This window comes from Desulfovibrio sp. 1188_IL3213 (assembly GCF_036763145.1).
Lineage (GTDB): Bacteria > Desulfobacterota > Desulfovibrionia > Desulfovibrionales > Desulfovibrionaceae > Desulfovibrio.
Window position 1 is genome coordinate 1 of sequence record NZ_JBAIYR010000082.1, and the last position, 7,366, is coordinate 7,366.

Sequence of the window (7,366 nt, forward strand, 5' to 3'; positions counted from 1 at the left end):
CGGGCGCGGGCCTCTCCTGGGTCGCTTCGAGGGCGTCCGCCCTTGCCGCGCTTTCGTCTATGCGGCGGCATGGCGAACCTCGTGAGCCTTCGGAAGCCTCCCCCCCGTCCGGCAGGACCAAGCCGTTTGACCGAAGGGAAAACATGGCTTGCTGCAAACCCAAATCCGCCGGGAGTGATGCCACATGACGGGTCTGGAAGAGCCGATATGGGGAACAGGGCGGAACGGCAGAAAACAGACTGGTGGCGGATGCATCATTGCTGCGCCCTCCGTTGCAACTCCGGCCAGACCTCCGCGCGGAAGTAGCCCCGCAGAACTTGCCGTTCCGGCATGCGCAGCCCGCCCACACTCACCGGGTGACGTTCCTCAATGATGCGCTCTCGCTCCTGTGGCGAAAGCTGCACGGCCCACGCCTCATATTCTGCATCCATTCTCGCCTCATGGGCGGCGGCAAGCCGGGTCTGTTCCTCTGCCGCGTCGCGCTCCGCTTGTTCCTGCGGGGAAATGTAGCCAGCAGGACGCGGGTAGTAGCCTTGCCGCGCCAGAGTCTCAAAAACCCAGTTTGCGGGCTTTTCAATGGGGTTTCCCTTGGAGTCTTTGCGCGTTCCGTGACTCATTTCCCATTCAGCATGGGCAAGCCCCTGAAGTATGCGTGTGGTGGGAATGGCTATCTTGTGCAAACGCTGGCATATCTGGCGGATTTGCGCCGTGCCGAAGCCGTCACGCGCCAAGGTCGGCCAATGAAAGCTGATATCCTCCTCTGTGAGTTCTTCAAGGCGGTGTTCCGGCTCCGTGCTCTGAGAAGAGACAGATAGATTCTTTCTGTCTATCTCTTCTGATAGAAGAGAAGCCGCCGGACTGCTGCTGCGGTACGCGGCAGACTCCGCTCCTGACTCCATGATAAAAGTGCATGGCGGAATATGCAGGCAAGGGTCTTGCGCCAGAGCGTAGCGATTGCCCTTCAGCCGTCCGCGTGATGCGCGGGAGCGCAAAAGAAAGTTACGCGGAAACATGCGCTCAAGAGCGCCGCGAACCGCGCCTTCCGTGGGGTTCCCTCCAAAATGACGGCCTACCAGTTGCGCTATCTGCCAATAGGGCAAAACCTCCTGATGCGCCTTGATGACGCTGAGTATATTGATCTGTAATGCGGAAAATCCCTGAGTGCATTGCTGCCTGTGCTCCATGCCTTTCTCCATGACATACTCCTTGGCAGACGCCATGCATGCACGAGAACATGCCAAACTGCATGGCTCAGTCCGTGAACCCGTGCCTGAATGCGTGCCCTTCTCCATGTCTGACTCCACGTCAGGGGAGGGGCACTTCGCCCTGGGCCACAAACTCCATGAGGACAGAAAGCCGATAGCGAACCGCGCTGCTGCCGGGCAGTTTGATATATTCCGGTGGTAATGAGGCATAGCGGCGCTGTTGCAACGCCCTGTCGGTAAGGCCAAGGTAGTTGGCGGCCTGCTTTTCGCTGAGCAGGATGTGGAAGGGGTCGTTCAGTACAGGGGTACAGTCTTTTTTTGTGGGTGAGGTTATCCTCGGTGTGCGGTTAGGCATTACATGCTCCTCACGGTATAGGGTGAAGGAGCCTGTAAAAGAAAGGCTCCCATCGGATTTGATGAGAGCCTAAAGGAAATTTTGGGGTATGCCAGTGAAAGCCTCAAATCGGCGCAAGGCTTTTTTTATAAGTTATTTGTATGAATTATTCTTGAGATGCCTCCCTGCCTGTCAGCTTGCAAAAGGCCGGGAGAAGCTTCCAAAACTTGAGAAGTGTGCTTGCGGGTAGCCCCGGAAGGATTTCGCCAAGTTCTTCCAAAAAAATTTCTTTTTTTATTACTTTTTCTGCTTCTTGCCCTTCTTCAGCTTTAAGCCTGACGGACTTTTCATCAATTTTACGATATTCTCTATAGAATAGGGGGATGACCTTTAATAGATATGTCGCCAACTTTTGGGAATCATTTTTTTGAATCCCCATATTTAATTTTTCAATTTCCGCAAGAATTAATTTTAGATTTGATTCTTCATCTTTTCCATGGCCACATTGAAGAATTTCATCTAAGTTTTTGAAACGCGGTTCAAATTTTTTTAACTCATCGCGGTCAAAAACTATTCTTGAAAAATCATATACCTGATGCCCATTCTTGAATGTTATGTCAGGGTAACATGTTTTTGGTGTGTATCCAGTTTCTTTAAAGTTTGAACTGTCAGTACACACTATTTTTGTTCCAGCAACACGAATATATGGCCTTGCAAAAACTTTATCTTCACTTATCAAAGTTTGCCTTATCAAAATAGATAGACATTCTTCCGATAGACCACGCCAGTATTTTAATATATCTGTTGCAGATATGGGGTCACAGAAAATTTTTTCTTCTCTTTTATGCCAAGGCTGTAATAGAGGTTCAACATAAACTACTGCAGTTCTCAAAAAAAAGCTGATGCACCTATGAAAAAATAAATATAGTAAATCTTTCATTTATTTCACCTATCAACAGAAATTATTGATAATAAAATACAATGAGGTGTGTATAGAGATTTTTCAGTCACTGACTTTGCATTGGCCGCGATTTGCGGCGAACTGCTGCGACCTATCTTCATCAGCAATACAATGACTTATTACCCCTTTCTCATCCAAGGGGGAAGACGCAAGGCACGTCTTGTCAAATTCGTGCATGCTCTTCTCATCAATGATGTCGTGCTCGTATAACCCTTGGGCTGTCTCGTGAATAGCAGCGGAAACATCGCTTTTATAAAGTTCTTTCATCGCGTTCTCCTCATTTCTGTCGGGTAGTGGCTGCAGAATACCGGAGATTTTTGAAGTAACAAGGATGCGGTGTTTATGTTCAATTTTCTCCGCAAAGTTTACGGCGAATCTTGCCTTTGAAGCGAATAGCTGGCATATTCACCGCAAGAGGTGCGGAGATTATGCGATATATTCACGAAAGGCCGGAATGGCCAACATTCCAATGGGACATTGCCCAACTGGCAGAGTCGCTTGCGGCCATACGCCACAAACAGGGCTTGCTTTTAGGCCGGATGAACGCTCTTGGCTTTTCTATCCGAGCTGAGGCCGGATTGGAGACTCTGACGCTGGATGTAGTGAAGTCCAGCGCCATAGAAGGAGAATCCCTTGATGCGGCGCAGGTGCGCTCTTCACTGGCTAGAAGGCTTGGTATCGACATCGGCGGACTTACGCCCGTGAGCAGAAACGTGGAGGGCGTTGTTGAAATGATGCTGGACGCCACACAACTCTATGCTGAACCGCTCACGGCTGAACGCCTGTGCGGCTGGCATGCTGCCCTCTTCCCTACTGGATACGGGGCGTCACGACGTATCACCGTGGGCGCATGGCGCAAGCCCGAAGCTGGCCCCATGCAAGTCGTCTCCGGTTACATCGGCCATGAAAAGGTTCATTTTGAAGCCCCGGCGGCTGAACGCCTTGATGGTGAAATGAGCCGCTTTCTGGAGTGGTTCAACGCACCTTTACAGCTTGACCCCGTGGTGAAAGCGGGCATAGCACACCTCTGGTTTGTAACCATCCATCCATTTGAGGACGGCAATGGGCGCATAGCCCGCGCCATTGCCGACTGTGCCCTAGCGCGGGCCGACGACTGCCCGCAACGCTTTTACAGCATGTCCGGGCAGATCGAGCGGGAGCGTAAGGAATATTACGATATTTTGGAACGTACACAAAAGAGCGGCTTGGACATCACGCCTTGGCTGAACTGGTTCCTTGGCTGCCTTGGGCGGGCCATTGAGGGCGCAGACGAGACTTTGGCCGCTGTCTTCCGCAAGGCCGCTGTTTGGCAACATGCCAATCAGCACCCGCTCAATGAACGGCAACGGAGTATTATCAATCGTCTGTTGGACGGGTTCGAGGGAAAACTGACGAGCGGGAAGTACGCCAAACTGGCAAAATGCTCACCAGATACCGCCTTGCGGGATATCCGGGAATTGATTGAATACGGCATATTGCGGCAAGGCGAGAGCGGCGGGCGGAGCACAAGCTACGAATTGGCAAGCGAGTACACCACAACCCGATGGCTTTGATCCGAGTGATTTCTTATGCTGCCCGCTCCGCGTTTTCCCCGACATTTTTCCCGACATTTTTCCCGACATTTTTCCCGACACTGGCATGACGGTTAACCAACAAAACGTTGCCCCATACGATTACTTGGCATCGGGAACGCCAAGAAAGTTGCCCACAGCTTCCGCCGCCCGCTTCAACGCCTCGTCTTCCAAATGCGCGTAGCGTTGCGTCAACGTGGGGTCTTTGTGCGTCAGCAGCTTTTGCACATGGGAAAGCGGGACGCCGTTGGACACGGCCACACTGGCAAAGGTATGCCGCAAGCCGTGCAGAGGGCGGAAGTCCTTGGGCAGTCCCGCAGCGGCCTTAATGGCGTTGACCTGTTTGTTCATGTCGATCATGCGGCTACGCCCATCCTTGCCGGGGAATACATATTCACTGCCGTTGTCGCCCACTTCCGCCAGTAAGTCCTTCACAGGCTGTGTGAGGGGAATCCGTTCATCCCTATTGCTCTTGGCCCCTTCCTGCTTCTCACCCACGATATTGATAAAGCCGTGCTCAAGGTCGATGTGCGCCCATTTGAGGCCGAAAAGCTCATTACGGCGCATCCCGGTATAGTAGGCCATGAGCATAAGCTGTCCTGCCTTGCGGTTAGGGGCCGCCTGAGCGGCCTCAATGAAGCGGGCGCGTTCTTCCTTGGTCAGCATTTCCGTTTTGACATTGTTGAGCTTGGGCATCTCAAAGTGCAGCCGTGACGGGTCTTGCCACGCGCACAGTCCTTTTTTAACGCCAAAATTGATGACGCGCCGTAAAAGCTCCAACACGTTCTTGGTGGTTCCGGCCTTCTTGCCGGATTTCAGGAGCTTCAGCCGCAAGGTGTCCACCATCTGCGTGGTTAGCTCTTCGGGTGATAATTTTGCAAAGCCGCTCAGGTAGTTTTTGAAGCGGTTTTCGTCGGTGACAATCCCTTTCAGGCCGGGGTTGTTTTCTTTGTAGGCTTCCCAAAGCTTGCCGATTGTCCAGCGTCTGGCCTCTGCCTGAGCCTTCTCAAGGCGCTGGCGGCGGCGCTCCGTGTTAGGCAGTGTGACGCCGTTGATGCGCTGTTCGCGTATCTTGGCGGCCTTGGCAACGGTCATGCGCTCAGATTCGCGCCCTACCTTTTCTTCCACCTTTTTTCCGTCAAGGCGGTACATGATATAATAGATTTTATCTGTCTTTTCGGTGGAAACGGCTTCGCCGGAAGAGGTTTTACTCTTGGCGCGCTGCTTGCCGAGGATGTAGAAGACGCCGACTTTGTCGGTCTGGTGGCGGGTAAGTGAAGCCATGCCGATTCCTCCGTGTGGAAGTGTTCAGCAATTTATTCCCACCATATTCCCACCAAGTCAAGTCGAAAACAAGGCCATAAGGTGGGAGCAAAACGTAAACATATTTCAAAAATATTCAATTATTTCGCTATAATTAGTATTCATTCGGATTCAATGGGAACTAATGAATGTAGTGCTCATAACCCGAAGGTCGTAGGTTCAAATCCTGCCCCCGCAACCAGATTTTTCAAGCCCTTACGGAGACGAGCCGTAAGGGCTTTTTTATTTGCCCTACCCTATTCCTACCGTCCGTTATTGCACGGTGCAGCACAGCAGACCTGCAATCTACCCAAGCGCTGTCTGGGCAATCGCGCAAGTACCCTCATTATGAAAAGCGCAACCAGCGCCAGCGCCCGGCGTTTCTCACCAGCCTACAGATAGGGAGAAAAAATCCAGCAGCCCGCATTGCGCAGCTTGACAGGCAGAGACAGCTTTTTCAGTTCTTCCGCCGTGATTTCCTTGCTCTTGCCGATGACCCGATCAATGTAGCCCGCGACCTCGCCGCAAAAACTTGTGTCGAATATTTCCATATTCAGCTCGAAATTGAGCCGCAGACTGCGCGTATCCAGGTTGGCCGAGCCGATCTGGCTGTAGTAGTAGTCTACGGTAAGCAGCTTGGTGTGCGCAAAGGGCGGCGGCTGATACCACACGCGCACACCCGCTTCCAGCAGGGTGGGCAGCAGACGGAACTGCGCCCAGTGGACGTAGAACAGGTTGTTCTTGGCCGGAAGCACCACCCGCACATCCACGCCGCGCTGTGCCGCGCTGCGCAAGGCCGACACAAAGCCGTGCGAGGGCAGGAAATAGGGCGTCATGATGCGCACAGACTGACGGGCCGCGTTGACCACGCCGCAATAGATATCGTTAAGCACATCGGCTTCGGAACCCGGCCCGTCCATGATGATACGGCAGCGGCTTTCACCGGCGGGCAGGGTGCTGGCCGGGGGCAGGGGAGTGTACTTGCCTGTGCAGAATCCCCAGTTGAGCAGAAAGGCCCGCCGCAACTGGTCCACAATGGGACCTTGGCAGTGGAAATGCACATCCTGAACATACTTGGTCTTTCCGGCGGAGATATTGTCGTCTGAAATATTCATGCCGCCGGTAAAGGCTGTATTGTCGCAAACGAGCATCTTGCGGTGGTTGCGCAGATTGATGCTGAAATTGGGCGGAAACAGGCGCGGCGGAAGGAACATGGCTACGCTTACTCCGCGTTCCGCCAGTTTTTTCCACGGTTTGCGCCAGGAATAAAGCATGCCGATGCCGTCTACCAGCAAACGCACGTCCACCCCGCGCTCTGCGGCTTCAGCCATGGCATTGCCAAAATCCGTGGCAGTCTTGCCCGCATTAAAAATGTAGGTGCAGAGAAAAACCTGCTCCTTGGCCTCGCGTATGGCCTTGAGCATGGCGGGATAGGCTTCGTCGCCATTGTGCAGGGGCGTCAGGGAGTTTCCCCCGCACAGGTGCTGTTCTGTCAGACGACGGCCAATGCTCTCCATGCTGATGATGTATTCCGGTACATGCTCGGGCGGCAGTTCGGGAAAAGGAGGGTGGGCATAATCCGGCTCAAGGGGTTCCTGTCGGCGCATCATGCGGCTGGCGTGGCTTTCTGCCCTGCTGATACCGAACGTGGCGTACAGAAGCGGCCCCACAAGGGGCAGCAGCAGGGCCGTCACCGTCCAGCCCAGAGCCGCCCGAGGGTCATGCTTTGTAAGCAGTGCATGGCAAACCGCGACCCAGGACAATATGTGCACGGCCACAAGGGCCAGCGTTTCCAACACTCCGGTAATCATTTAATATCCTTTGCAATTTTACCCGCAGGACGATTGCTGTACCTGGCGGCCGACACATTACCTGCCCTGATGATGCGGATTGAGCGCAATGCGGTTGCGCTCTACAGCCACGGCCAGCTCCGGCAACAGGTCGCGCAGGGCGCTCATGTCGTTGGCCTTGGCGGCACGCTCCACGCAGCGGG

At 53.6% G+C, this 7,366-nt stretch carries 8 protein-coding genes; 2 read left to right on the forward strand and 6 right to left on the reverse strand.

The genetic code is table 11. The annotated features are described in order from the left end of the window. A partial coding sequence (locus V6C16_RS05585) for a hypothetical protein (protein WP_333542867.1) occupies positions 1-188 on the forward strand: 188 nt, incomplete at its 5' end. A 66-nt stretch (positions 189-254) separates the two neighbouring features. On the opposite strand, the gene V6C16_RS05590 is transcribed toward V6C16_RS05585, so the two are convergent. From V6C16_RS05590 to V6C16_RS05605, 4 genes are all read right to left on the reverse strand, one after another. Continuing rightward, on the reverse strand, positions 255-1,196 hold the full coding sequence (locus V6C16_RS05590) for a hypothetical protein (RefSeq protein WP_333535043.1): 942 nt from the start codon (positions 1,194-1,196) through the stop codon (positions 255-257). A gap of 109 nt (positions 1,197-1,305) precedes the next feature. Beyond that, the gene (locus V6C16_RS05595; protein ID WP_333535044.1) at positions 1,306-1,560 is read right to left on the reverse strand and encodes a helix-turn-helix transcriptional regulator; all 255 of its coding nucleotides are present in this window, start codon (positions 1,558-1,560) and stop codon (positions 1,306-1,308) included. Between the two features lie 145 nt (positions 1,561-1,705). After that, positions 1,706-2,479, reverse strand: a complete 774-nt coding sequence (locus V6C16_RS05600; protein ID WP_333535045.1) for a hypothetical protein — start codon at positions 2,477-2,479, stop codon at positions 1,706-1,708. 63 nt (positions 2,480-2,542) lie between these two features. After that, a complete protein-coding gene (locus V6C16_RS05605) occupies positions 2,543-2,767 on the reverse strand; it encodes a hypothetical protein (protein WP_333535046.1) in 225 nt (74 codons plus the stop codon). A 161-nt stretch (positions 2,768-2,928) separates the two neighbouring features. Here V6C16_RS05605 and V6C16_RS05610 point away from each other — a divergent pair, with 161 nt between their 5' ends. Further along, complete coding sequence (locus V6C16_RS05610) at positions 2,929-4,053, forward strand: Fic family protein (RefSeq protein WP_333535047.1); 1,125 nt, start codon at positions 2,929-2,931, stop codon at positions 4,051-4,053. A 120-nt stretch (positions 4,054-4,173) separates the two neighbouring features. Here V6C16_RS05610 and V6C16_RS05615 read toward each other — a convergent pair whose 3' ends face one another. Both V6C16_RS05615 and V6C16_RS05620 read right to left on the reverse strand, forming a co-directional pair. Then, complete coding sequence (locus tag V6C16_RS05615; RefSeq protein ID WP_333535048.1) at positions 4,174-5,355, reverse strand: tyrosine-type recombinase/integrase; 1,182 nt, start codon at positions 5,353-5,355, stop codon at positions 4,174-4,176. A gap of 410 nt (positions 5,356-5,765) precedes the next feature. Then, positions 5,766-7,184, reverse strand: a complete 1,419-nt coding sequence (locus V6C16_RS05620) for a phospholipase D-like domain-containing protein (RefSeq protein WP_333535049.1) — start codon at positions 7,182-7,184, stop codon at positions 5,766-5,768. Positions 7,185-7,366 lie beyond the last annotated feature (182 nt).

Bases quoted from the DNA above. Each gene is read 5' to 3' on its own strand.
- V6C16_RS05590 (WP_333535043.1), bottom strand. From the start codon at position 1,196: ATGGAGAAAGGCATGGAGCACAGGCAGCAATGCACTCAGGGATTTTCC.
- V6C16_RS05595 (WP_333535044.1), bottom strand. From the start codon at position 1,560: ATGCCTAACCGCACACCGAGGATAACCTCACCCACAAAAAAAGACTGT.
- V6C16_RS05600 (WP_333535045.1), bottom strand. From the start codon at position 2,479: ATGAAAGATTTACTATATTTATTTTTTCATAGGTGCATCAGCTTTTTT.
- V6C16_RS05605 (WP_333535046.1), bottom strand. From the start codon at position 2,767: ATGAAAGAACTTTATAAAAGCGATGTTTCCGCTGCTATTCACGAGACA.
- V6C16_RS05610 (WP_333535047.1), top strand. From the start codon at position 2,929: ATGCGATATATTCACGAAAGGCCGGAATGGCCAACATTCCAATGGGAC.
- V6C16_RS05615 (WP_333535048.1), bottom strand. From the start codon at position 5,355: ATGGCTTCACTTACCCGCCACCAGACCGACAAAGTCGGCGTCTTCTAC.
- V6C16_RS05620 (WP_333535049.1), bottom strand. From the start codon at position 7,184: ATGATTACCGGAGTGTTGGAAACGCTGGCCCTTGTGGCCGTGCACATA.